Origin of the sequence: Nocardia cyriacigeorgica, from assembly GCF_010858045.1 — a bacterium.
GTDB classification, from domain to species: Bacteria; Actinomycetota; Actinomycetes; order Mycobacteriales; family Mycobacteriaceae; genus Nocardia; species Nocardia cyriacigeorgica_E.
Genome location: NZ_JAAGVC010000008.1, coordinates 123568 through 148390 on the forward strand (window position 1 = coordinate 123568; position 24823 = coordinate 148390).

Genomic DNA, 24823 nt, shown 5'->3' on the forward strand with positions numbered 1-24823 from the left:
CAACATCTTCGGCGCGGTACAGGAAGCAGGCATGGCAGCTCACCAGCGACTCATGAACATGATGTTCGGAACGATCTGCTCCCAGGTGGTCGGCACGGCCGCCCGTCTCGGGCTGGCCGATCACCTCGGCGACGACGAACTCGATCATCGGGAACTGGCCGCCCGCACCGGGGCCGACCCCGGTGCGCTGGCCCGGCTGCTCCGGGCATTGGCGGCTTTGGAGATCGTCGTCGAGACGGGCCCGGGCCGGTTCCGACTGGGCGAGGCGGGAATGCCGCTGCGCACCGACCGCCCCGACTCCCAGGCCGCGGCGGTGCTGCTGTTCACCGACCCGGCTCTGCTGGACTCCTGGAAGCTGACCGAGGAGGCGGTGCGCACCGGCCGTCCGACGTTCGAGGGGCTCTACGGCACCGACTTCTTCGGCTTCCTCGCCACCCGCCCGGATCTGTCGGAACGGTTCAACGCGACCATGCGGCAGGTGAGCCTGCCCATCGCACAACTGGTTCCGGTGAGCTACGACTTCACCCGGCACGGCACGGTGATCGATGTCGGCGGCGGCGACGGCACCTTGATCTCGCAGATCCTTCGGGGCGCGCCCGCGGTGGGCGGCGTCGTCTTCGACTCGCCGAGCGGCGTCGCCGAGGCCGGCGCTACGCTGGCCGCGGCCGGTGTCGCCGACCGCTGCCGAATCGAGGCGGGCGATTTCTTCGCCGCGGTACCCGAAGGCGGCGACCTGTACGTGCTGAAGAACATCCTGCACGACTGGGACGACGAGCGCTGCGCCACGATTCTCGGCCGCTGCCGCGAGGTCACCCCCGCCGACGGCAGGTTGCTGATCGTGGAATCGGTGCTACCCGACCTGGTCGACACCGCCGATCCGGCCCCCTATCTCACCGACATCAGCATGCTCGTCAACATGGGCGGCCAGGAACGCACCCGCACCGAGTACGAGACCCTGTGCAGCCGAGCGGGTTTCGCGGTCGTCGCGGTGCACCCCACGGTCATTCCCACCTCGTACTCGCTGATCGAGGCCATGCCGGTCTGAACGGATACCTCACCGATGCCCGAGACACCCCGGCCGATCGTGGTCGACCTGCTCGCCGACGATTTCCACGCCCGCGCCCATACCGTCTACGACGAGTTGCGTGCGCACGCACCGATCGTCTTCGCCGAACTGCCAGAACAACCCGGTCGCGGATTCTGGATGATCACCGGATACGCCGTCGCCGAGGCCGCGCTGCGTGCGCCCGGGCTGGCCAACAATCCCCGTGCGCTGCTCACCCCGGCGCAGCGCACCGCCCGGGCCCGGGCGGGCATCACCGATCCGCCCGACTCGATGCTGCTGTCCGACCCGCCGCAGCACACCCGATTGCGCCGAGCCGCACAGCAGGCATTCACGTCGCGGTCGGTCACCGCGTTGCGCCCTTCCGTGATCCGTCACGCCGAGCGCCTGCTGGACGAAGCGGACCGGGCCGCCCGTGACGGCGACGGCACCGTGGACCTGCTGCACACCTACGCCTATCCGCTGTCGCTGACCGTGCTCGGCGACATCCTCGGTTTTCCCGCGGAATGGCACCCCGGTCTGCACGATCTCGCGGTCCGCGCCGCCACCGCCGCCACCCCGCTGTCCGGACCGGACCCCGTGCTGCGCGAGCAGCTCGACGCGTATACCCGCGAACTCGTCGTCCGCAAACGCCGCACACCCGGCGACGATCTGGTCAGCAGGCTCGCCCACCCCGCGTCCGGCCGGGACGCGCTCTCCGACCCCGAACTGCAGGCCATGATCGGTCTGCTGGTCGCCGCGGGATTCGAGACGTCGGCGAGCCTGATCGCCAGCGCCGTGCTGTCGCTGCTCGCCCACCCGGACCAATGGGCCGCCCTGTGTGCGGATCCGTCGCTGGCCGCGCCGGCCGTGGAGGAGACGATGCGCTACTGGGGTCCGGTGGAATCGGCGACCATGCGCCTCGCGCTGGCGCCGTTGCGGCTCGGCGGGCAACGCGTCGAACGCGGTGATCGGGTGCTGGTGTGCACCGCCGCCGCCAACCGCGACCCCGCCCACGTTCCCGATCCGCACCGCTTCGACATCCACCGCGCGCCGCGCCCGCACCTGGGTTTCAGCGGCGGCATCCACAACTGCTTGGGTGCGGCGCTGGCCCGCACCGAGGTCGCGGTCGCGCTCACCACCCTGGCCGGGCGCTGGCCCGGCCTGCGTCCGGCGACCGGCCCGGCCGAGCCCCGCTGGCGCCCGGGCATGGGCCTGCGCGGCCTGCGCGCGCTCCCGGTCCGCCCACCCGACTGAGCACCGAAAGCACCATCAGCACAAGGAGTTCGACCATGACATCGCCCACCGCACCCCGATACGACGTCGCCGTTCTCGGTGCCGGGATCGCGGGCAGCACGCTCGCCACGATCCTGGCCAGGCACGGCCTGGCCGTCCTGCTCATCGACGCGGGCGTGCATCCGCGCTTCGTAGTGGGCGAATCGACCATTCCGCACGCGAGCACAACCGTGCGCGTGCTGGCCGAGCGCTACGACGTCCCCGAGCTCGCCGCGCTGTCCACTTTCCAGGACACCGCGGAGAAGGTCGTCAAGACCTGCGGGCAGAAGCAGAATTTCGGCTTCGTGTACCACGAGCAGGACCGCCCGTCCGATCCGCGCAAGGCCAACCAGGTCGTGCTGGCCTCCGGGTACCGCCGTGCCGAGTCGCACTGGTTCCGCCAGGACATCGACGCGCACGTCTACCACCTCGCCGTCCGCTACGGCGTCGCCGCGCGGATGAACACCCGGATCGACGACATCGACGTCGATCCCGACGGCGGTGCGACGCTGCGCTCGGCCTCCCGTGAGACGTTCACAGCGAACTATCTGGTCGATGCCACCGGATTCCGTTCCGTGCTGGCCGAGCGTTTCGGGCTCCGGGAACTGCCCACCCGGGCACGCACCCGCTCCCGCTCGCTGTTCACCCACATGATCGGCGTCGAGCCGTTCGACGACGTCGCGCCCGTGCCCTACGATCCGCCGACCCGCTGGCACAACGGCACCCTGCACCACATCTTCGACGGCGGCTGGCTCTGGGTGATCCCGTTCGACAACAACGACGCCTCGACCAACCCGCTGTGCAGCGTCGGACTCACCCTCACCGGAGACGCCGTCGACGACGACCGCCCGGCCCCCGAGGAAGAGTTCCAGGCCTTCCTCGACCGCTTCCCCGCGGTGGCGAAACAGTTCGCCAACGCGCGCGCGGTCCGGCCGTGGGTGAGCACCGGCCGGCTGCAATATTCCGCGACCGAGACTGTCGGCGACCGCTTCTGCCTCACCGCACAATCCGCGGGGGCGATCGACGCGCTGTTCTCCCGCGGCCTCGCCAACTCCTTCCAGACGGTGAACGCGCTGGCCTGGCGGCTCATCGAAGCGGCACGCACGGGTGACTGGTCCCGCGGGCGGTTCCTCGGTCTGGACGCGGTGCAGCAGCGGATGTTCGACGTGCACGACGATTTCGCGTACTGCTCCTACGTCGGCTTCCGCGATTACGCGCTGTGGGACGCCGTGTTCCGGGTCTGGCACACCTACAGCTTCTACGCCGACGCCGCCCTGGAACACGCGCTGTCCCGGTACTACTCGAGTCGCGACGACGCCGTGTTCCGCACTCTCGAGCGCGCCGATTCCCCGCTGGCGCGCAACATCCGCGAACTGCTGGCGTCGACGCGGGCGACCTGTGCAGCCGTCGAACGCGGCGAGCTGACCTCCGAGGCGGCCGCGACCGCGATCATCGAGCGGATCAACCAGGAACGTTTCTTCCCCGAGTACCTGCCGCACGGCAATCCGGAACACAGGTACATCGACATCGGCCAGGACACGGCGATGGAGTTCATGCGCTGGACCCGCGCCGACGCGCCGAAGTGGATCAGCGAATCCTTCGCGTGATCGCGCCGGCCGGTGCCGCTGCGGCACCGGCCGCGCATCCCCATCCCCGAATCGAACAGTGAGCACGATGAACCGGCACACCACGCTCGACGCCGACGGCTATGTACACAGCGTGCGCCCGCACACCGCCGACCCGCTCGCCCTGACGACCGCGATCGCGGCCTCTGGGCAGCTCACCGACTACATCGTCTACGAACAGCCCGGCCGCTGGTACCTGGCGGGCAACCCGGTCGGCGCGATCAGCGTCGGGCCGGATCGGCTGCACAGCACCCTCGGCGGCGACCACACCGCATCCTGGTCGGGCACGCCGTGGCCGCATATCCGCGCCGCACTCGACCGGGCGTCGATCCCCGGATGGAAGGCCTACGGCTGGGCCTGCTTCGAACTCTGGGATCCCGCACCGCGACGCCGGGCGACGTCCTCGCGCACATCATGGTGCCCGGGGTGGAACTGGAGATCACCGCCACCGAGGTCCAGATCAGGAGCTACGGCACCCCGTTCGACCTCCACCTACCCGATCCCTCCGGTGTCGCGGCCGGACTCACGCCGATGCCGGTGGGCCGAGTCGACGTCGCGTACCTGGCCAGGGTGGGCGCGGCACAGGAGCGCATCGACGGCGGCGAGTTCCACAAGGTGATCATGTCCCGCCGCGTGGACCTGCCGTTCGCGGTGGATATGCCCGCCACCTATGCGGCGGTCCGGCGCGCCAACACTCCCGCGCGCTCGTTCCTGCTCGATCTCGGCGGCTGGCAGGCGGCGGGCGTCAGCCCGGAAACCGTACTCGAGGCCGACGGCGCCGGGCTCGCCACGACCCAGCCCCTCGCGGGCACCCGAGCCAGGACCGGCGACCCCGTACGCGACCGCGCGCTCCGGGAAGAACTGCTCGCCGACCCGAAAGAGGTGTACGAGCACGCGATCTCGGTCCGGCTGGCGTTCGACGAACTGGCCGGTGTCGGCACCGCCACCCGGGTCGGTGAGTTCCTGGCCGTCAAGGAACGCGGCAGCGTTCAGCATCTCGCGTCCCGGGTCGAGACGCTGTTGCCGCCCGATCGCGACGGATGGGACGCCCTGGCCGCCGTGTTCCCGGCGATCACCGCCTCCGGCATCCCCAAGGCCCCGGCGTGCGCCGCGATCGACCAACTCGAGCCCGGCACTCGCGGCCTCTACAGTGGCACCGTCCTGCGTGCCGACCACACCGGAGTCCTGGACGCCGCACTGGTTTTGCGTGCTGTGTATCAACGGGACGGTCGCGCTTGGTTGCGCGCCGGAGCCGGCATCGTCACCGGCTCGACACCGGAGCGCGAGCACGAGGAGACCTGCGAAAAGCTCTCCTGCATCGCTCCCTATCTCGTCGCGGACCGCGCCGGGCAGCCGAGCACCTCTCCCCCGCGGCCGATCCCCGCGTGAACCAATTCGAGTGAACGCTTCGCCCGCGAGGGCAGGTCGCGCTGCCGTCCGGCACGCCCTCGGAGCCCGGTGATCCGGCCCGAGGGCGATTTCCTGTGCAGACCAGTTCGGCATTCGGGTCGACACGCAGTGCCGCAATCGCTTTCGTGGGCACCGTGGCGGTGGGCCTCCCGTGCGCCCTGGTCTGGGCCACCCACGTCGGGCGCAAGCCGCCCTCTCGTCACACCGCGGCGGTGACCTTCCAGTGCCGAGCCCTGGTCTGCGCCGCCCACATCGCGCTGTAGCGCCCCTGCTGTGCCAGCAGTTCGGCGTGGGTGCCGCGCTCGGAGACCACACCGTCCTCCAGCACCAGGATCTGATCCGCCGCCACCACGGTGGACAGCCGGTGCGCGATCACGACGACGGTCTTCGCCGCGACCAATGCGTCGATGGCTTCCTGGACGTACACCTCGCTCTCGGTGTCCAGCGCTGCGGTCGGCTCGTCCAGCACCACGATGGGCGCGTCTTTGAGGATCGCGCGCGCGATCGAAATGCGCTGGCGCTCACCGCCGGAGAGCGCGCCGCCGATCTCGCCGACGCGGGTCTCGTAGCCGTGCGGGAGCCGTTCGACGAAGGTGTGCACATTGGCGGCCCTGGCGGCGGCCTCGATCTGCTCCTGGGTGGCGTCCGGTGCGGCCATCGCGATGTTGGCCTGGATCGTGTCGTCGAACAGATACACGTCCTGGAACACCACCGCGATATTGCGGTAGATCTCTGCCGGGTCGAGGTCGCGCAGGTCGGTGCCGCCGATCCGGACGCTACCCGCGTCGGGGTCGGCGTAGCGGGTCAGCAACCGGGTCACCGTCGTCTTCCCTGAGCCGGACGGGCCGACCAACGCGGTGAGCGAGCGCGCCGGCGCGGTGAAGGACACCCCGCGCAATACCGCGCCGCCGTCGCCGTACCCGAAGTGCACGTCGGCGAATTCCAGGTCGTGCGCGGTGATCCGCGCCTCCGGGGCACCGACCGGCAGCACGGGCGTATCGAGCACGTCGCCGACGCGCTCCAGCGCCGAATCGATGACCTCGAAGATCGCCGACAGGTTCGCCATGGTCGACAGCGGTTCGGCGAAGCGCACGGCGGCGGCGACCACGGCGATCAGCAGCGCCGCCGACAGCCGCAGGTCCAGCACCAGGGCCGCGCCGACGGCCACCATCGCCACCAGGCAGAGTTGAACGACGCTGGAAGCCAGCAGGCCGGGCCAGGTCAACCGCTTCTGCATCGCCGACATGGCTTCGTTCTGCTCGCGCAGAGTCTCGACCAGCCGCTGCGACGAGCTGCCCACCTGCCCGGTCGCCCGCAGCACCGGCAGTCCCTGCACGTACTCGACCACCCGGTTCGCCGCCGCGGCATCGGCCGCGTCGGTCCGGCGGGCACCCACGCCGGTGATCTGCTGGATGCGGCGGACGAAGAACACCGCGAACGGCAACGACACCGCGAGCACCAGACCGAGGCGCCAGTCGACCGCGAAGATGATCACGCCGATGATGACGGGCACTGTCACCATCTGGATGAACAGCAGCGCCATCCCGGACGATCCCATCGTCGCGTTGGCGACATTGCTGCCCATCACCGTGGTGAGATCGCCTGCGGCGCGGCGTTCGAGGTCGGCCTGCGCCATGGTCCGCAGTCGCTCACCCAGCCGCAGCCGGGTGCCCGCGAGCACGTCGGCCCAGCGGCCGAACTCGAACCGGAGCTGCCCGTAGTGGCAGGCCGCCTGGAGCACCCAGCACACCACGAGCACCGCGAACCAGCGCCATGCGGCGGTGGTGTCGACCTCGGGCCGGCTCAGTTCGTAGAGGATCGGAACGAGGGTGGCGTAGGCGGCGGCCTGCAGGATCGACGCGAGCAGCGCGAACCACAGGGTGCGGCGGAACTCGTCTCGGTAGTCACCGGCGGCGAGCAGCATGAGCCGCAGGATTCTTCTCATCGGTGCGTGATCTCCTCGGTGGTGCCCGCGCCGAGGCCCCAGCCACGGGCGCGCTGGTGGTGCTCCCAGAGCCGGGCGTAGGTGCCGCCGGCCGCGACAAGTTCGCTGTGCGTGCCGGTTTCGGCGACCCGGCCGGATTCGAGCACCACGATCTGGTCGGCGTCGACGATCGTGGACAGCCGGTGCGCGACCACGAGCACGGTGCGGCCGCGGGTGAGTTCGGCGATGGCGCCCTGGATGGCCGCCTCGTTCTCCGGATCGGCGAACGACGTCGCCTCGTCGAGGATCACGATCGGTGCGTCCATCAGAAGCGCCCGCGCGATGGTGATCCGCTGCCGTTGGCCGCCGGAAAGCCGGGCGCCGCGCTCGCCGACCGGGGTCTCGTAGCCCTGCGGCAGTTCCGTGACGATGAAATCGTGTGCCCGCGCGGCCCGCGCCGCCGCCTCGACCTCGGCGTCGGTGGCCGACGGCCGGCCCAGCCGGATGTTCGCGGCCACGGTGTCCGACAGCAGGAACGGGTCCTGAAAGACCATCGCCAGGTGCCCGAGCAGGACCTCGGACGGGATCTGCCGCACGTCGACACCGCCGACCAGCACCTGCCCGGAGTCCACGTCCCAGAACCGCGGAATCAGCCGCGCGACCGTCGATTTCCCGGACCCCGACGGCCCCACCAGCGCGCACACGGTCCCGCTCGGCACTGTCAGATCGACACCGTCCAGGGCGGCCCGGTCCGCGCCCGCGTAGCCGAACCGGACGGACCGGAATTCGATCGACCCGTCGACCGGGCGCTGCGGGCGCTCCGGCTCCGGCAACGGCGCGATCTCGAGCACGTCGACGATCCGCGCCGCGCCGGCCTTGGAGTCGTTGATCAAATTCGACAGATTCATCAACGGCACCACCGACTCCACCGGCAGGGTGCCGATGAGGATGGCCGCGATCAGCGTGGCGGGCGACATGGACCCGGCGGAGGACAACCAGATGCCCACCGCGGTCACGATGACGATGGTCGGCAGCGGCGCGACGGTCAGGTTGGCGAAGATCATCGCGCCGCGATTGTTGTTCTGCCAGTTGGTGGTAGCGACATTGAACTGCCGAACCCGGTCCACGAACCGGCGGAAGGAGACGGTGCCGTCGTCGAAGGTCCGCACCACGGGCATGCCCTGCACGAATTCCACCGTCGCCGCGTTGATCGCCTCGTTGGCCTCGTCGTAGCGGCGCCGGGTCTCGACGTAATCGCGCAAGCTCAACTGCATCCCGACGAACACCACCGGCAGGAACAACGCGACCGCCAGCAGCAGCCGCCAGTCCACGAACCCCAGGGCGATCAGCGCCGCGACCGGCTGCGCGATGGTGAACCCGGCGAGCGGCACCGCGTCGGCCACCGCCATGTGCAGCCCGCGCACATCGTCCTGGACAACCTTTTTCACCGCGCCCGAGCCCAGCCGCTGCGCCTCCCCCAGCGGAATCCGGGCCAGATGTGTGGCGAGATCGCGGCGCAGGCGCTGCTCGAGATCGAACGAGGCCAGGTGCGAGAGCAGGAAAGACCAGGCACGCAACGCGAATCGGGCGACGAACCCGGCGGCGGCGAGCACGAGGCACAGCACGACCGTGCTGCTCGCGGGATCGGCGGCCAGGAGTTCTCGCAACGCGAGTGCCAGGCAGACGAACCCGGCGACTCCCGCCGCGCCCCCGAGCGCGGCGACCGCGAGCGCGGCCCCGAGCCGTCCGCGGACCGGTTCGGTCACCCGGAAGAGCGCGCTGCCGGGCGTCACCTCGGGTGCGTCCCCGGCCTGCTGCGGCTCCTGCTCCACCTCGTCCGCCTGGAGCGTCGCTCCGGTCCCAGTCATGTCACGGCTCCCGTCGATTCCCCGCGTACAGCTCCCGGCTCGACCGCCGGTCAATGAAAACGATTATCATTAACAAGAGCTCGACCTTAACACAGTCGGAGGCCGCCCGAGAAGGCGGCGATCAGAGCCTACGGCGATTTTCCCGACGCGTGTTTTTATCATGGGACCACACCCCGGCTCTCCTGTCGAGAGCGCCATCGGAAGAATAGAGCGCCATGCCGATCTCCACGCCCCGCCGCCGCGGCCGACCGGTCCGCCTGGAGCGCGAGGCGGTCGTCGCCGCCACCGGCGACATGCTCGCCACCGACGGTGCCGACGCGTTCAGCATGCGGCGCCTCGCCGCGCGACTCGGCGTCAGCACGGCGGCGATCTACCATCACTTTCCCACCAAGAGCGCCCTGTTCTTCGCCGTTCTCGATGCCCGCGCCGACGACCTGCAGCGCCCGGACCTCCCCACGGACCCCCGGGGCCGGCTGGTGGCGATCGTCCTCTACCTCATCGAGACCCTGCACGAATTGCCCTGGGTGGTCGACATTCTCGTCACCGGCGAGACCTACGGCCGGGCGGCGATGTGGATCCTCGACGAGTTCGTCGGCTGCGCAAGGACGCTCGGCGCCACCGATGAGCAAGCGGTCTACCTGTATTCGGTGCTCTGGCGCTTCACCCTCGGTGAACTCGCCGCCCGCCGGGCAGCCGACGACCGCGCCGCCGCGACCCGCCGCGGCCAAGCGCCTCCGCACTGGACCGAGTCCGCCGCCACCGACCTACTCGACGACTACCCCACCGCCGTCGGTGTCCTGCCGCAATGGACGACCGCGGTGGCGCGCTACGACGTCCGCAAGGCCGTCAGCGACGTCGTCGACGGTCTCGTCGCGAATCTCGCATCGGCCGACGACTGACCGCGCCGTTCATTCGGCCGTCGCCCAACCGCTCACTCGACAGATCAGCCGACAGGCCCAGCGCGGACGGCACCGCTCGAGAACACACCAGAACACCGTCATCGCCACTGTCGACCAGCGACACACCGCGCAAGGTAGCCGTGATCGCCGCGCTCGCCGATAGCGTGAACGTCGGCGCCGGCCGAGCGCGGCCGGACACCCCTTTCGTCCGGGAGGTACGTGTGTCGGTGGTGCTTCGAGGTATCGGATGGATCGTCCTGTACGTCGCGGTCGCGGTGGTGCCACTGGCGTTCGCCGTTGCCGGTCCGGTGGAAGGCGGCCGGGGCTTTTGGGTAGAGTTCTCGGTCGCGCTGGGGTTCGTCGGCATGTCCATGCTGGGGTTACAGTTCGCACTCGTCGCACGCTTCCGTGCTGTGGCAGCGCCCTTCGGCGAGGACGCGCTCGTGCAGTTCCATCGCCAGATCTCTTATGTGGCACTGGCTTTCATTCTCGCTCATCCAGTCCTGCTACAGGCGGGCGGCGTCGACATCGTGGCTCTGTTGAATCTCGCCGAGGCGCCGTGGCGGGCGCGCTGCGCGATCGCATCGACGGTGCTGCTGCTGATCGTGATCGCGACCTCGGTGTGGCGGCAGCGGCTGCGCATTCGCTACGAGGTGTGGCAGCTGATCCACGGTGGTCTCTCGGTCGCGGTGGTGGCGCTGGCACTGGCGCACATGCTGCTCGTCGGCTACTACCTCGACGCGACGTGGAAGGTGTGGCTGTGGATCGTGATGACGGTGGCGCTGGTGGGGCTGCTCGTATGGGTGCGCGTCCTCGCGCCGCTGCGACGGCTGCGCAGGCCGTGGCGTGTGGCGAAGGTGACCGCCGAACGCGGCGACGCCCACACGCTCACGCTCGTTCCGGACGGTCACCACGGATTTCCCTTCGCACCCGGGCAGTTCGGCTGGTTGACGGTCGACCGGTCCCCCTTCGCGGTGACCGCCCACCCGTTCTCGTTTTCCTCCAGTGCGGAGGACACCGGCCAGATCACGATCACCATCAAGGCACTCGGCGATTTCACCGCCACCGTCGGCGACATCACCCCCGGCACCAGGGCCTTCCTCGACGGACCGCACGGCGTGTTCACCCCCGACCGCCACGAAGGCCCCGGCTTCGTCCTCATCGCGGGCGGCGTCGGCATCACCCCCGCGATGTCGATCCTGCGCACCATGGCCGACCGCGGAGATCGGCGCCCGTTCCTGCTGTTGTACGCGGTCCGAAACCTCGCCGAACAAACCTTCGACGAGGAGATCGCCGGCTTGACCGCGCTCCTCGACCTCACCACCGTCCTCGTGCCCCAGAACCCGCCGCCGGACTGGGACGGCGAGAGCGGCTTCATCGACCGGGCGCTGCTGCAGCGACACCTACCCGCCCGGTACCGGCACCACCAATACTTCATCTGCGGCCCGGCGCCCATGGTCACCGCGATCGAGGACGCACTCGCCGCCGCCGATGTCCCCGCCGACCGCGTTCACACCGAACGCTTCACCTTCGTCTGATCCCGGAGACACGCATGCGTCACACCTACACCACCCGCGCGGTCTGGATCATCGCACTCATCCTGCTCGCCGCCTGCGCCCTCTTCGCCCTCGGTTCGGCCTGAATCGGCGCACCACTTCCATAGGTCAGCGATCTGCCCGGACAGGTCGGTGATCCAGGGTGCGCTGGTTCAAGCCCTGACGCCGGTGCACTCGTCGCTATCGCCCGCAGCGATATCCGTGTCCCGGCAGAGCGCGGCTGCCGGGTGGTCGCACCCGAGCCGTCGCGGTATGCGCATCGGCTAGGAACGAAGCAGCCCGCAAAGCCCCAGCGGGCGGAACGGTTGAGTGGTCACACATCCGCCTTCGCGAGCGACAGCAGTAACTCGATCGCGTACTGCACCGACTGGTCGAGAACCGCTGCCGGGTCTCCGTCGTATTGCCGATGACTCGCTCGGGACTCGGTGCGCGAGACCACGCAGAACCACACCGACCCGGCGGGCTCCCCGTCTTCTGGACCGGGGCCACCGACCCCCGTGGTCGCGACCGCGATATCGGCATCCATCAGTGATCGCACGCCCTCGGCCATCGCCCGCGCCGCGGTCTCGGATACCACCGGCACCTCCGGAACATCCAGCACTCGCCGCTTGACCTCGCTGGAGTAGGCCACGATTCCGCCGCGGAACCACGCCGCCGAATCCGGCGCGGCACCGAGGGCCGCGGCGAGATTGCCCGCCGTCAACGACTCGGCGACAGCGACCGTCAAGCCACGGCGATCGACGAGATCAGCAAGCTCCTTCGCGGCTTCGACCATTGTCTCCCTCGCCCTTCGCGCTTCGCCCGGCCTCGCTCCCCATCGCAGCCCGGAGCCCTCGCGCATGCGCATGGCTCATCGTTCTGCGCTGAGGTGCAGGAACCCTTCAACTCCCGACAGGCTACTAGCAGCCATCGCCGGGACGGTGTCAGGACGCCCGGCGTGTGGGTGTTCAGGGGCGCATCCGGAGGGCAGGCCGCATTCAACGTGCTACCCCGTCTGGCCACCGGTGCGATCGACGTCGTCACCGAAGCTCTGCACGCCACACCCGAAGCGCTGATGGGGCGCCTCGGGTAGCGAAGTAGAGAAACCTCCAGGCGAGCCATCACGAATCACGCGATGCGGCCGTGATCGGCATCGATGATCCCGACGTCGGAACGATTGCGTGCCTTTCTCGTTGCCGGCCCGCACGCAACCGCCGACGGGCGCACGGCGCGCGAGCGAGGACGTCGGCAAGTAGATCTACGTGCCTGTCGGTCCACGCCTTTGCTGTCGTCAAGCCGATCCCGAGCCTTTCGGCGCGGGGTTGATCGTGTCGCCGTCCCAGCTCAGGTCGGATTCCTCGGTGACCTCGAAGGTCTCGAAACGTTCGTCGGCCAGCACCGCGTCGACCAGGGTGCGTGAGCCGGCGACGATCGTGGAGTCGAAGTCGATTTCGCTGGCCACGACCCATGCCTGATCGGCGGGCCAGAGCAGCTGGGGCGTCACGCCGGGGAAGTCGGTCGTCCATCCGAGGCCGGCGGCATACACCCAGTCGGGGTCGGCGAGTTCGGTGAGACCGGTGTCGAACAGCATGTAGTCGCGCCCGGGCCACGGCAGGAACGGTCCGGCGTCGAACGCTCGTCTGACCTGCGGCGAGACCGAGGCTGCCAGTTCGGCCTCGATGCGCGCTCGCTCCCGGGCAAGAGTGTTCGGATCGCCATCGGTGGACGCGATGCACACCACACCCGTTGATGTGTTCAGCTCGCCGAATCCATGCCACACGGCGGCCGTCACCTGGTCCGGCGTCTCGGTGGTCGCGCGAAGGTGATCGGTGAGCGCGGCCAGCAAGCGCGGATCGAACCAGCCCTCGTCGGACTGGCCGACCTCCCAGCCGTCGTCGAACGTCATCGCGGCCTGATTCTCACCGTCGGTGAGGTGACGCCACTGCACCAGCGGATGCATCACTCTGCCATTGCGCGCCGCGACCTCGGCCCACGGCCACATCGCCTCCTCGACGACCGCGGATCCGCCCCACTCGTCGGTGACCTCGGCGTCGCGGCGGACCGCCTCCACCGGGTGCAGGATCCGCGCGTATGCCTCGAAGCCGATCCCGGCGACACTGCCGACCCCGTGCTCGCCGGCGCGCGCCAGCAGCCACGCGCCACGCTCGACGTCCGTTGTGAATTCCACTCGGCCAGCGTAGTGATCCACATCCTTCGGGCAGCCCTGTCTCCGTCGTCGGGCCGGTGGGTGGATCGCCCGCTCCTGCCGCACGCCACGCCCTACCGGTTCGGGCCAGGCCGGACGTGGCAGGCCTATCGAGATGCGCGGCGAGGACCGGCGAGGCGGCGTTGCAGGTTCGGCGATAGTTCCCGGAACCGTTACCGCGACCACGATTCGGCGTCAGCGCGTCGGTGTATCCGGTAGTGGGTGCGTCCCGTGCCGGATCGACCCGCGTAGCGCGAAGAAGGAGCCGCCCCGATGTCCGCGAAGCTCACCACCTCCCCCAGCTCCGGCGACGACCTGCCGGCGGCGTTGCGTTGTTTCATCCGTGCCCGAGGTGCGGGCTACCTCGACGATCCCAATATCACGTCCATCGGCGTCGGCTACAAGATCACCGATGGCGCGGCGACGGATGTGTTGTCGGTGCAGTTCACCGTCGGCAAGAAGGTGGGCCCCGAGCAGTTGGAAGCGCTGGGCACCAGCATGATTCCGGAAGCGATCGACGTCGATGGTGTCGCGGTGCCCACCGATGTGCTCGAACGCCGGTACGAGCCGTCGTTCCGCATCGTGGCCGAGGCCGAGCCGCCGCAGACCAAGGTGCGCAGGGATCCAGTGGTGCCCGGTATCAGTGTCGCCAATATCAACGGGACCGCGGGCACCCTCGGGTGCATCGGCTACGACGCCGCCGACGGCATACCGCTGGTGTTGAGTAATTGGCACGTCCTGCACGGACCCGGCGCAGCGATCGGTGACATCGTCGTCCAGCCCGGCCCGCACGACGACAACCGCACCGACCGCAACCGGCTCGGTGTGCTGCGGCGCTCGCACCTCGGGATCGCCGGCGATTGCGCGGTCGCCACCATCGAGGATCGCCGGTTCGAGACCGCGATCCTCGGACTCGATCTCACGCCGACCGACATCGGCGATCCCGAGCTCGGAGACACGGTGGTCAAGAGCGGGCGCACCACCGCCATCACCCATGGTGTGGTGCGGCGCGTCGACGTCATCGTCAAGATCGGCTACGGCGATGCCGGCGAGCACCGAATCGGCTGCTTCGAGATCGGGCCCGACCCGGCGCATCCGGCCGCCGATGGGGAGATCAGTCGCGGCGGCGACTCCGGCGCGGTGTGGATGGCCACCACCGGCACCGCGCCCACCACCGTGATGGTCGGTCTGCACTTCGGCGGCGAAACCGACTCCAGCCCGGACGAGCACGCTCTGGCCTGCCTGCCACGCTCGGTGTTCGAGAAGCTCGGAATCACCCTCACACCACCGTCGGCGACGCAAACCGTCGCTGCCACCGGCTTCGATGTGGACTTCCTCGGCACCCGCGTCGACCTACCCGAACTCGATCCCGCCCTCGTCGACGACACCGTCACCCTCGACGGCTCACCGGTTCTCACCTACACCCATTTCTCGCTGGCGTTGAGCAAGTCGCGGCGGTTCGCGCGCTGGGTCGCCTGGAATATCGATGGCAGTGATGTCAAACGTCTCGGCCGCAACGGAATCGATTTCACCCTCGATCCTCGGATCCCGGCCGAATTTCAAGCCGGCAACGAGCTCTACCGCGACAACCGCATCGATCGCGGGCACATCGCCCGCCGCGCCGACCTACTGTGGGGTCCGCGCCCCGAGGCCGAACAAGCCAACCGCGACTCGTTCTACTACACCAACATCACCCCACACATGGACGACTTCAACCAGTCGGGCCGCAACGGCATCTGGGGGCAACTCGAAGACGCCGTCTTCGCCGATGTCGACCTCGACAACCTCCGCGTCACCATCATCGCCGGCCCGATCTTCCACGACGACGACCGCAGCTACCGCGGCTTCCGTATCCCCCGCGAGTTCTTCAAAATCATCACCTACATCACCAACGGCCGACTACACAGCCGCGCGTTCCTTCTCACCCAGAACCTCGACCAACTCGAAGCACTCGACCTCGACGAATTCCGCACCTACCAAGTCACCGTCACCGAGATCGAGAAACGCACACAACTCACCTTCCCCGAAACGATCCGAACCAGCGACTCCACTACCGAAACCACCACACAACCAACACCACTCGACACCGTCGAGGGCATCCGCTGGTAGCCGCCGAGCCGATTCCGGATCGATTCGGTCTGGCGCGCGGCGAACGACTCGGGCGTGCGGCGCCCATCGCCCAGAGAGGGTTCGACAGTTGGGGGTCACGATGGTCACGGCCGCGGTGGACAGCAGGAACCCGAAAGGTGTGCCCAGTTGCATGATTCCGGCCCAGCGCCCGCGGTTGCCCGCGTCGGCGTGCTCGACGACCATGAGCGCCGCGCCACCCCACTCCCCTCCCACCACGATTCCCTGCACGATCCGCAGCAGCACCAGCCCGATTGGCGCAGCAACACCGATCGCGTGATACGTCGGTAGCAGGCCGATCGCCGCGCTGGACAGGCCCATCATGACCATGGTGATCATCAGCATCGATCTGCGGCCGAGCCGGTCACCGAAATGCCCGAATGTCTCCCCGCCGAGCGGACGAGCGATATAGCCGGTCGCGAGGGTGCCGGAGGAAGCGATTGTGCTGAGCGCCGATCTCGATACTGCCGCGGCCACGCGGACGCTCGGCAAGGCTGCAACGCAGGCGCACAATGGGCAAGGCTGAGGCCCGCTCAGCGGAATGCGCGCCCGGCACGCACTTCCCGCCCACCGGGAGCAGGGCTCGCGCTGAACTCGGGGGGTCAGTGAGATGGGCGTATGCCCCATCCAGCGATCGCGACGCCCGGTCGGTTGCTGAACGGCCGGCGCGCAGTGGTCACCGGTGGTGCCGGCGGGATCGGCACGGCTATCGCGGTATCGCCGGCCACTCGTCGACGGCGGCACGCCTGGCAGCGGCGGGTGGGTACCGCGTGCCTCGGGTGGCTGGACGAACCGTCCCCGCGACCCGTGACCGAGGAGGCCCGCCGTGATCACCGCTGAGGACCGTGCCGAGCTGTCCGATCTCGTCCACCGGTACGCGAGTTGTGCCGACCGCAGGGAACTGGGCGAGCTCGCCCACTTGTTCACCGAAGACGCGGTGCTCGCCGTGCCGGATCCACCGCGCACCATGCGCCCGACGCATGAAGCGCGCGGCCGCGCCGCGATCATCGAGACCTGCCGCACGCTCGAACGCACCCACGCCACCCTGCATGCCATCGTGGGCAACGTTTTCGACATGGCCGCGGCGCCCGACACGGCGACCGGCGACGTCGCGTGCATCGCGCACCATCTCACCGGCAAGCCCGGCAATGCCGTCGATGTCGTGTGGCATCTGCGCTACCGAGACCGCTATCGGCGCGTCGACGGACGCTGGTTGATCGCGCGCCGGGTCCTGCACCTGGGATGGACGGAGCGGCGACCGGTTCTCGCACTGGGTGATCTCGACTCCTGAAAGGGTTTTCATGAAGATTCTGATCGTCGGCGGCACCGGCATGATCGGCGCGCACGCAGCTCTACATCTGCGCGAGCACGGCAACGAGGTCACGGTGGCGGCACGCAATCGGCTGGACAGCCGTTCCCCTGTCCACGATTTCCCCGTGCTCATCGGCGATTACACCGAGCAGACCTTCACCGCGACCCAGCTCGCGGCGTTCGACGCCATCGTTTTCGCCGCCGGCCAGGACTTCCGCCATATGGGTCGCGGAGCCGACGAATCACAGTTCTGGCAGAAGACGCAATCCGAGGGTGTCCCGCGATTCGCGGCGCTGGCCAAAGCGGCCGGCGTGCACCGTTTCGTCCAGATCGGCAGCTACTACCATCATGTGCGGCCCGACCTCGCCGACGCGCTGCCCTACGTCGCGGCCCGCCGAGCCGCCGACGAGGGCGCAAGGGCACTCGCCGATGAGTCCTTCAACGTCTCGACGCTCAACCCTCCGAACATCCTCGGCGCCATCAGCGGCCGCTCCGCCAAGCGCTATCGCAAGCTGTTCTCCTGGGCGGCAGGCACCGAACCACAGATCCCTGATTTCGCACCACCCGGTGGCACGAACTACATGTCCGCTCGATCGCTCGCCCAGGCGATTCGGGGTGCGTTACAACATGCCGAACCGGGAAGGGCTTATCTGATCGGCGACGAGAACCTCACCTTCCGGGAGTACTTCCAGATGCTCGTCGACGCCGCGGGCGGTAGCCGGGTGATCGATGAGCGCGATGACGAGCATCCACTCCTGCCCGACGGATTCATTGTCCAAGGCCGCGGGAATGTGATCAGCTACCAGCCGGACCCGACCGAGACCGAGCTGCTCGGCTACGACCGCAATGACTGTTCGCGAGCGATCGAGCAAATGTACGAAACGGTCCGGGCAGAACCGGCTGTGTGATCCCTCATCGAGCGACGCCAACAGACGTGCTCAACGAGCGGCAGCGCGCGGACAGGCCGTCGACCATCCATGCCCCTGAGCTGAGCCGGATCCGACCGATAACGGCCGGGCGGCGTTACCCCAGCCGAGCGGCGCGGTGCAGGTCAGACGGCTGTCGCCACCTCGCCGACCCACGGTAGGACAGCGTCACGCACGCGCACTGTGCGCGGCAGCAGGCCGTTGGCGGCCAGTAGGTCCGCCGCGCGCTGCTGCTCGTCCAGGAAGGCCTCGTCCACCGGGTGGACGCCGAAGGGGCGGCCGCGGAGCGCTGCCTCCCAGGCGTCGAGGTCCGCGCCGGCGCCTTTGGCGCGTGCGTCGTCGACGAAGTACTGGGCGGCCGCACGGGGATTCTCGGTGATCCACGTGTCGGATTCCTCTAGTGCGGCAAGGATTTCGGCGATCGCCACGCGGTTCGACTCGGCGAAGTCGCGGCGGGTGAACCACAGTGAGGGATGGCTGAACAGCGGTTCGGTTGCCACCAGGGTGTGCAGGTCGGTGGTTGCTTCCACCGCGGCAAGGCCCGGGTAGGCGCCCACCCACGCGTCGAGCGAGCCGTCGAGCAGCGCGGCGCCGCCGTCGTGGACGTCGGTGTCGACCGGGGTGATGTCCGACCAGCGCAACCCGGCCTGGTCGAGCGCGAACAGCAACAGCGTGGTCTGCCAGGAACCGTGCGCGATGCCGACTCGTTTGCCACGCAGATCCGCCGGGGTGCGGATGCCGCTGGCGGCGGTGGTGACCAGCCTGCCGTTTTCCACCCGCGGCCCGGAGATGCCGAGGTACACCAGGTCGCGGCCGTGGGCGAGGCCGGTGATGGGCGGTGTGAAGCCGGTGCCGATCACGTCGTAGCCGCCCTCGGCGAACAGCCAGTCCGAATGCAGGGTCGGCAGGCCGGATCGTGGGTCGACGCGCTGGCCTGCGGGCAGGTCACGCAGATCGACCCATTCCACGCCGGGCAGGCGGCGCTCGAGGATGCCGCGGTGACGCAGGACGAACAGGGAGTTGTTGTGCGGGAAGTAGCCGATTCGAATGGTCATGGGAGTGGCTCCTGTGGGCTCAGAGGAGGCCGCGGCGGCGGGCCTCGTCGGCCAGGCCGGTGCGGCCCCACTGCACGGCGAGGTTGGAGGGGTCGAATTCGACCGAGCCGCCGAGGGTTTCGGCGATGGCTTGATACTGTGCGCCTTCTTCCAGCAGGACGACGAACTTCGCCAGCTCGAGCAGGCCGGCCCGGCCGATGACGTTGGCGCCGCCGTTGGCCTCGAAGATGGCGACGAGGTCGGGGTCCTCGGCCAGCCGTCGCAGGATGAACTCCCCCGCGCCGATGCTGCGATCGATATGCGGCGGGATTTCCCGGGAGAGCGTGAGCCGCTGGGCGGCGGCGTAGCGGATCGGCAGCGTTCGGTGGGTCTGGGCCCAGCCGCCCAGCCAAGGGCTGTGCACGTGGACGATCGAGGTGATCTCCGGGTGACGGCGGAACACCTCGGCGTAGCCGGTGACGAAACCGGCCGGGCCGGCGCCGTCGAGCACCGTGCCGTCGAAGGCGGCCACGATCGGGCGCACGGTCTGGTCCTCGGCCCAGGGGCCCGGGGCGTTGAGTGCGATGGCGATCTCCTCGCCTGGCACCCGTTCGACGAAGTTGACGGTGCCGTTGCCGGTGACGGTGCCGGTGTTGCGGAACACCCGCAGTGCCCGCTCGGCGTCGCGGGTTGCGGCGGCGGCGAATTCGGCGACGGCGGCGGGTAGACGGGTCTCGGTGGTGGTCACGGTGTTCTCCTCTTATCGGACTGTGGTGAGCGCGGTGGATTGGGCTCGGGCGGTGAGCCGGGAGCGACCGAGCAGCGGCAGCACCTCTTCGCCGACGCGGTAGGCCTCCTCGAGATGCGGGTTGCCCGCGAGGATGAACGCGTCGACGCCGAGCGCGATGAGCTGGTCGAGCCGTTCGGCGACCTGTTCGTAGCTGCCGACCAGCCCGAAGGCCGGTCCGCCGCGGATCAGGCTGAACCCGCACCACACATTCGGCGACACCTCGAGATCGCGGTAGCCGGTGATGGTCTCGGGCACCCAGCCCTTGATGCGGGCCGCACCGACCGAGTCGCCGCGGGCCGCGCGTTCGGCGGCGCCGCGGTCGACGAAGGCCCAGCCTTGTTCGATCTCGGCCCAAGCGGCTTCCTCGGTGTGCCTGGCGACGATGTCGATGCGGACCGCGAATTTCGGTGTCCTGCCCAGGTTTTCGGCATGCGCGCGCACGCCGTCGAATTTCGCGCGCAGATCGTCGAACGGTTCCAGCCAGGACAGGTAGTAGTCGGCGTGCCGCCCGGCGGCGGCGACGGCGGCGCCGGAAGAGCCGGAGAAGTACACCTCGGGGAACGGTTGCCCGGCCAGGCCGGGCGGCAACGCGGCGCCGTGGGTGGTGAAGAACCGGCCGTCATGGTCGTAGGGCTCGCCGTCCCAGACTCCGCGCAGCACGTCGAGGAATTCGCTGGTGCGCGCATAGCGATCGTCGTGGGCGACCTTATCGCCCCACCACAGCTGCGCCGGTCCCCCGCCGCCGCTGATGATGTTGTAGACCAGCCGGCCACCGGTGGCCCGCTGCAGACTCGCCGACATCCGCGCCGCCTGCACCGGATGCAGAAACCCGGGTTGGAAGGCGACCATGAAGCGGTAGGTGGTGGTTTCGCGGGCCAGCGCCGCCGAGACCGCCCATGGATCGTCGGTCACCGGGAAGGACGGCAGCAGCCCACCGAGAAAGCCCGCCGATTCGGAGGCGCGTGCGACGGCGGCCATATGGTCGATGTAGCCGTAGTCGTCCAGCCTGCCCCCTCGAATCGCCGGGGCGATATTGCCGGGGCGGTAGCCGTTGGCGTGGCCGCGGTTGTAGCGGCGCGGGGTGCGCAGGGAGGCGTGGTCGCCCTCCATCCCGATGCGCCAGTAGATGTCGATGGTCACGCCGGAACCTCCTCGGCGGCGGTGAGCGTGCGCCCGGCCGGGTCGGCCAGGTGCAGCAGGTGCTCGCCCGCGCGATGTACTTCTTCGATGTGCGGATGGCCGCTGAGCACGACCGTGTCGATGCCCGCCGCCGTGTACTCGCGCAACCGCGCGGCCACCTGCTCATAGCTGCCGACCAGGCCGATCGGCTGCGGGTAGCCGAGATGGGTGAAGCCGGCCCAGCGCCCGTCGCCGAGATCGAGCGTGTGCGCCGCACCGGCGTCGTGACCCAGCTCCTGCCACTGTCTGCGGACTCGTGCCCACGCTTCCTGCTCGGTCTGCCTGGCCACCACCGGTACCTCCACCGCTGCCCGGACCGTGCGGCCCGCCGCGGCGGCGCGCTCGCGCAGGGCGCCGACCGCCGCGGTGGCACCTTCCGGAGATTCGGTGAACACGTGCACGTCACCGTGACGAGCCGAGAGATCCAGTGCCGCAGCCGAATCGCCGGTCAGGTGGACCAGCGGGAACGGCAGGCCGGACAGGATGCCGCGGAAGCCGCCGTCGACCACGTCGTAGAAGCGGCCCTCGAAGGCGAAGCCCGTCCCCTCGAAGCCGGCGCCCGGCACCGGGTCGGCGTTCCACACACCACGGGCCACGGTCAGGAACTCGGCCGCGCGGGCATAGCGGTCGGCCCCGGCCACGGTGTCGCCGCGGGCGGCCGCCGCGTCGTCGTCGGTGTCGACGACCAGCCGCCAGGCGAGTCTGCCGCGCGAGATCCGTTGCAGGGTGGCCGACATCTTCGCGGCGTATACCGGTGTGCCGAAGGCGGGGTCGAATTCGACCACCACGGTGGCGTAACGGGTGCCGCGCAGCGCACCGCCGGCGACGATCCAGGACTCCTCGCCGAACGGGTCGTAGGGTGCGAGCACACCGTCGAGGCCTGCGAGTTCGGCGGCGTCGATGATCTGGGCCAGATCATCGAAGGGTCCGTAGCGGCCGGGGCGCGGATCGGTGGCGGGACTCGGCGGCCGCTGCGCGCCGAAACCGCCTCGGTGCCGTAGCTCGGGCCGGGCGCGCCTGCCGTCGCCGCGAGTAGGCAGGCGCCAGAGGAATTCGGTCATGCCGCCGCCTTCTCGGCCTCGACGAGCTCGCGGGCCCGTGCCAGTGGTTCGGCCGCCACCCAGGAATCCAGATCGAAGTCCTCGGCCAAGAATCCGTGGGAGTAGAGGAACTGCTTCTGCACCCCGAGGAGTTCGAGCCGGTCCTGCGACAACGAGGGGTGCAGGCCATGCCGGAGCCCGGCGCCATAGGCGGCGAGTACGCCCTCGGGCCCGGCGAAGGTCTCCCGTTGGAGTACGTCGCGGACACCGTCGGGGTTGTCGGCGGCCCAGTCCGCCGCGCGCAGGCTCTGCGCAAGGAATCCGACGACGACCTCGGGCCGGCGGTCGAGCAGCTCGGCGTGCACCGTGATCGGGCGCGGTGTGCCGTTGTTGACGCGCAACCGGGTGTCGGTGGTGGCGTCCAGATCCACCGCTACCCGCAGCCCGTGTTCGACGGCCACGTCCTTGGCGCGTGCACCCTTGACGTAGATCGCGTCGACTCGGCCGTCGAGCAGCTCGGCCACTCCCCAGGTGGTGGACCGGTCGCGCGCAATGCCGTTGCGCACCTGTGGATCCCGATCGACGGCGAGCTCGACCACGGTCACATCGGCCAAGGTGTGCCCGCTCAGCCGCAGGGCGTTGGCGAAGCCGTGCAGCGCCATCGCCCGCGGGAAACTCCGCGCCTGGTCGGCGGCCCACGCGGGGACACCGATCCGGATGCCGGGCAGGTCGGCGGGGCCCGCGACCGCCGAGTCCGGGCCGACCAGGATGGCCTGCGCCTCGTCGATCCAGGTGAGCCCGACCAGTCGGGTGGGTGAACCCTGCGCGCGGGCAGCCAATGCGGGCACATTGCCACCCTCGCGGATCAGGCTCGGCAGCTCGTGCAGAAAGTGGTGGCCGGCCAGTTCCGGCCCGGCGTCCTGCAATACGCCGAAGTCGAGGCCCGCGGCCGACGCGGTCTCGCCGAGCCAGCCGAGACTGTGCGCCAGACCGCTGGCGGTGGGGACCGGGCAGCGGGTGTACCAGAGAGTGTCGGTCATGGGGCGCTCCTGAGGAGGGGGCGGTCGGGGTCGCCGACGCCGAGATGGGCGAGGAAATCGGTGTGGTAGCGCAGGATGGCGGGGTCGGTGCGCTGCCGCGGGCGCGGCAGGTCGATGCTGGTGTCGACGGCGAAGCGGCCGCGATCGAGCACGATCACCCGGTCGGCCAGTCGCACCGCCTCGTCGACATCGTGGGTGACCATCAGCACGGCGGGCCGGTGCCGGGCGACCAGGTCGCCGACCAGGTCCTGCATCCGCAGCCGGGTCAGCGCGTCGAGGGCGGCGAACGGCTCGTCGAGCAGCAGTAGTTCGGGATCGCGGACCAGCGCTCGGGCCAGCGCGGCGCGCTGGGCTTCACCGCCGGACAGGGTGGCGGGCCACTGGTTCGCCTTGCCGTCCAGCTGGACCTCGGCCAGCGCGGCCAGCCCGGCCTCGCGGGTGATCCGGTTGCGGCGCAACCCGACCAGCACGTTGGCCAGCACCCGCTTGGACGGGATGAGCCGCGGCTCCTGGTAGACCGTGGTCCGCCGGCCCGGCACGAGTATCTCGCCCGCGTCAGGGGTCTCGAGCCCGGTCAGCAATCGCAGCAGTGTGGTCTTTCCGGTGCCGCTGGGTCCGAGCAGCACCACGAACTCGCCGCGCCGGATGGTCAGGTCGATCCCGTCCAGCACGGTCTTGTCGCCGAAGGACTTCCGCAGGCCGGTGAGTGACACCGCGACGGGCTGGTTGCCCAGGTCCTCGATCATCGGATCGCCACCTGCTTGCGCCACGGCATGGCGAACCGCTCGAGCAGCCGGACCAGGCCGTCGAAGACCAGACCCAGCAGCGCGTAGAGCACCACGCACAGCACCATGTAGTCGGTGCGGTTGTACTCCTGAGCGAGGGTGACCAGATAGCCGACGCCCTCGCGGGTACCCACCTGCTCGGCGGCGATCAAACCGGTGATGCTGATGGACAAGCAGACTCGCAGGGCCATGAGCACACCGGGCAACGCGGACGGCAGCACCACTTCGCGCACCAGCCGCGGACCGGAGAGCCCGAAGCCGCGGGCGGCCTCGACCATCTTCCGGTCGACGTTGCGCACACCGAGGTAGGTGTAGGCATACATCGGCGCCACGGTCGCCACCGCGATGAGCAGGATCTTGTACAGCTCGTCGATGCCGAACCAGGCGATGAACAGCGGCACCAGTGCCAGGAACGGCACGGCCCGCAATATCTGCATGGTGGAGTCGACCAGTTCCTCGCCCAGCGCGGACAACCCCGACACCAGCCCGAGCAGCAGGCCGGCCGAGACGCCGATCCCGACGCCGAGCGCGGCCCGCACGAACGAGGCGGTGGCGAAATCGATCAGCTGGCCGTTGCCGAGCAGTTCGGTGAACGCCGTCCACACCGCGGGCGGTCCGGCGATGACCCGCTCGGAGATCGCGCCCGTGGCCGAGCCGATCCACCAGGCGGCGACGAACACCGCGGGCAACAGGAAGCGCAGCGGCACCGACACCCATGCGGGCCTGGGCTTGGCGGTGCGGGCACGCGGCGCGGTCAGCGGGGTCGCCTGCGCCGCTGTGGGCAGTGGTGGGGTGAGCACGGCCATG

21 protein-coding genes and 1 pseudogene are annotated in these 24823 nt (G+C 69.5%); 10 read left to right on the forward strand and 12 right to left on the reverse strand.

Going from position 1 to position 24823, the window contains the following annotated elements:
* Nucleotides 1-31 precede the first annotated feature (31 nt).
* From GV790_RS10725 to GV790_RS10740, 4 genes are all read left to right on the forward strand, one after another.
* A complete protein-coding gene (locus tag GV790_RS10725) occupies nucleotides 32-1045 on the forward strand; it encodes a methyltransferase (protein ID WP_163813166.1) in 1014 nt (337 codons plus the stop codon).
* A gap of 15 nt (nucleotides 1046-1060) precedes the next feature.
* Nucleotides 1061-2299: a cytochrome P450 family protein gene (locus GV790_RS10730; protein WP_163813168.1), complete on the forward strand. Its 1239-nt coding sequence runs from the start codon at nucleotides 1061-1063 to the stop codon at nucleotides 2297-2299.
* Nucleotides 2300-2334: 35 nt separating this feature from the next.
* The gene (locus GV790_RS10735; protein WP_163813170.1) at nucleotides 2335-3924 is read left to right on the forward strand and encodes an NAD(P)/FAD-dependent oxidoreductase; all 1590 of its coding nucleotides are present in this window, start codon (nucleotides 2335-2337) and stop codon (nucleotides 3922-3924) included.
* Nucleotides 3925-4278: 354 nt separating this feature from the next.
* Complete coding sequence (locus tag GV790_RS10740) at nucleotides 4279-5331, forward strand: salicylate synthase (protein ID WP_163813172.1); 1053 nt, start codon at nucleotides 4279-4281, stop codon at nucleotides 5329-5331.
* Nucleotides 5332-5551: 220 nt separating this feature from the next.
* Here the strand turns inward: GV790_RS10740 and GV790_RS10745 are convergent, their stop codons facing one another.
* Together GV790_RS10745 and GV790_RS10750 are read right to left on the reverse strand one after the other, a co-directional pair.
* On the reverse strand, nucleotides 5552-7297 hold the full coding sequence (locus GV790_RS10745; RefSeq protein WP_163813175.1) for an ABC transporter ATP-binding protein: 1746 nt from the start codon (nucleotides 7295-7297) through the stop codon (nucleotides 5552-5554).
* Entirely contained in the window at nucleotides 7294-9144 is a 1851-nt protein-coding gene (locus tag GV790_RS10750) for an ABC transporter ATP-binding protein (RefSeq protein WP_163813177.1), read from the reverse strand. The genes GV790_RS10745 and GV790_RS10750 overlap by 4 nt, the downstream gene beginning before the upstream one ends.
* A 215-nt stretch (nucleotides 9145-9359) precedes the next feature.
* Here GV790_RS10750 and GV790_RS10755 point away from each other — a divergent pair, with 215 nt between their 5' ends.
* Both GV790_RS10755 and GV790_RS10760 read left to right on the forward strand, forming a co-directional pair.
* Entirely contained in the window at nucleotides 9360-10043 is a 684-nt protein-coding gene (locus tag GV790_RS10755) for a TetR/AcrR family transcriptional regulator (protein ID WP_163813180.1), read from the forward strand.
* 227 nt (nucleotides 10044-10270) lie between these two features.
* The gene (locus GV790_RS10760; RefSeq protein ID WP_163813182.1) at nucleotides 10271-11581 is read left to right on the forward strand and encodes a ferredoxin reductase family protein; all 1311 of its coding nucleotides are present in this window, start codon (nucleotides 10271-10273) and stop codon (nucleotides 11579-11581) included.
* A 331-nt stretch (nucleotides 11582-11912) separates the two neighbouring features.
* Here GV790_RS10760 and GV790_RS10765 read toward each other — a convergent pair whose 3' ends face one another.
* A complete protein-coding gene (locus tag GV790_RS10765) occupies nucleotides 11913-12374 on the reverse strand; it encodes a CinA family protein (protein ID WP_163813184.1) in 462 nt (153 codons plus the stop codon).
* Between the two features lie 162 nt (nucleotides 12375-12536).
* Here GV790_RS10765 and GV790_RS31050 point away from each other — a divergent pair, with 162 nt between their 5' ends.
* Nucleotides 12537-12671, forward strand: a complete 135-nt coding sequence (locus GV790_RS31050; protein ID WP_256673193.1) for a hypothetical protein — start codon at nucleotides 12537-12539, stop codon at nucleotides 12669-12671.
* A gap of 198 nt (nucleotides 12672-12869) precedes the next feature.
* On the opposite strand, the gene GV790_RS10770 is transcribed toward GV790_RS31050, so the two are convergent.
* Complete coding sequence (locus GV790_RS10770) at nucleotides 12870-13766, reverse strand: hypothetical protein (protein ID WP_163813186.1); 897 nt, start codon at nucleotides 13764-13766, stop codon at nucleotides 12870-12872.
* Between the two features lie 291 nt (nucleotides 13767-14057).
* Between GV790_RS10770 and GV790_RS10775 the strand changes: the two genes are divergently transcribed.
* The gene (locus GV790_RS10775) at nucleotides 14058-15893 is read left to right on the forward strand and encodes a DNA/RNA non-specific endonuclease (protein ID WP_163813188.1); all 1836 of its coding nucleotides are present in this window, start codon (nucleotides 14058-14060) and stop codon (nucleotides 15891-15893) included.
* 108 nt (nucleotides 15894-16001) lie between these two features.
* Here GV790_RS10775 and GV790_RS10780 read toward each other — a convergent pair.
* A pseudogene (locus tag GV790_RS10780) lies at nucleotides 16002-16538 on the reverse strand (MFS transporter); the annotation flags it as partial.
* 199 nt (nucleotides 16539-16737) lie between these two features.
* On the opposite strand from GV790_RS10780, the gene GV790_RS10785 reads away from it, so the two are divergent.
* Together GV790_RS10785 and GV790_RS10790 are read left to right on the forward strand one after the other, a co-directional pair.
* On the forward strand, nucleotides 16738-17202 hold the full coding sequence (locus GV790_RS10785) for a nuclear transport factor 2 family protein (RefSeq protein WP_163813190.1): 465 nt from the start codon (nucleotides 16738-16740) through the stop codon (nucleotides 17200-17202).
* 10 nt (nucleotides 17203-17212) lie between these two features.
* A complete protein-coding gene (locus GV790_RS10790; RefSeq protein ID WP_163813192.1) occupies nucleotides 17213-18130 on the forward strand; it encodes an NAD-dependent epimerase/dehydratase family protein in 918 nt (305 codons plus the stop codon).
* A 143-nt stretch (nucleotides 18131-18273) separates the two neighbouring features.
* On the opposite strand, the gene GV790_RS10795 is transcribed toward GV790_RS10790, so the two are convergent.
* Genes GV790_RS10795 through GV790_RS10825 form a run of 7 tightly spaced genes read right to left on the reverse strand, consistent with a single transcriptional unit; the run spans nucleotide 18274 to nucleotide 24822 of the window.
* Nucleotides 18274-19203: an ABC transporter substrate-binding protein gene (locus tag GV790_RS10795; protein ID WP_163813194.1), complete on the reverse strand. Its 930-nt coding sequence runs from the start codon at nucleotides 19201-19203 to the stop codon at nucleotides 18274-18276.
* Between the two features lie 19 nt (nucleotides 19204-19222).
* Nucleotides 19223-19930, reverse strand: a complete 708-nt coding sequence (locus GV790_RS10800) for a class II aldolase/adducin family protein (protein ID WP_163813196.1) — start codon at nucleotides 19928-19930, stop codon at nucleotides 19223-19225.
* Nucleotides 19931-19942: 12 nt separating this feature from the next.
* Nucleotides 19943-21112 (reverse strand): LLM class flavin-dependent oxidoreductase, encoded by a 1170-nt coding sequence (locus GV790_RS10805; protein ID WP_163813198.1) that lies wholly within the window; start codon nucleotides 21110-21112, stop codon nucleotides 19943-19945.
* A complete protein-coding gene (locus GV790_RS10810) occupies nucleotides 21109-22212 on the reverse strand; it encodes an LLM class flavin-dependent oxidoreductase (RefSeq protein ID WP_163813200.1) in 1104 nt (367 codons plus the stop codon). Before GV790_RS10810 ends, GV790_RS10805 begins: the two co-directional genes overlap by 4 nt.
* Nucleotides 22209-23231: an ABC transporter substrate-binding protein gene (locus GV790_RS10815; protein ID WP_163813202.1), complete on the reverse strand. Its 1023-nt coding sequence runs from the start codon at nucleotides 23229-23231 to the stop codon at nucleotides 22209-22211. Before GV790_RS10815 ends, GV790_RS10810 begins: the two co-directional genes overlap by 4 nt.
* Nucleotides 23228-23977, reverse strand: a complete 750-nt coding sequence (locus GV790_RS10820) for an ABC transporter ATP-binding protein (protein ID WP_163813204.1) — start codon at nucleotides 23975-23977, stop codon at nucleotides 23228-23230. Before GV790_RS10820 ends, GV790_RS10815 begins: the two co-directional genes overlap by 4 nt.
* Nucleotides 23974-24822, reverse strand: coding sequence for an ABC transporter permease (locus GV790_RS10825; RefSeq protein ID WP_163813206.1), 849 nt, complete (start codon nucleotides 24820-24822; stop codon nucleotides 23974-23976). Before GV790_RS10825 ends, GV790_RS10820 begins: the two co-directional genes overlap by 4 nt.
* Nucleotide 24823: the final 1 nt, after the last annotated feature.